Annotated in this window: 1 pseudogene; it reads right to left on the bottom strand. The window is 53.1% G+C overall.

The window, feature by feature from the left end:
* Positions 1–243: pseudogene (locus DC522_RS36765) on the bottom strand (UDP-N-acetyl-D-glucosamine dehydrogenase); the annotation flags it as partial.

Here is a 243-nt window from a genome sequence, read left to right as displayed (position 1 = left end):
ATACGCAATTCCAAGTGCGAGGATACGGCTGCCCTTTATGGACTTTTCACGATCGTTCAGTGCGTCCGCAATTTTGCTGGTCACCCACTGTGGCATTTCGCGGTTGATCTCACCGGCGAGTTCGATGAAATGGGTGGACAGTCCGTATTCGCGCGCCTTCCATGTGAGGTAGAACGGATCAATGGGAATACAATGGCCACCGAGTCCTGGGCCTGGATAGTAGGCTGTGAAACCGAACGGTTT

It is taken from the genome of Microvirga sp. KLBC 81, from assembly GCF_003075415.1.
Lineage (GTDB): Bacteria > Pseudomonadota > Alphaproteobacteria > Rhizobiales > Beijerinckiaceae > Microvirga.
Note: the sequence above shows the minus strand (reverse complement) of the source record. Positions and strands in the feature narration are given on the sequence as shown.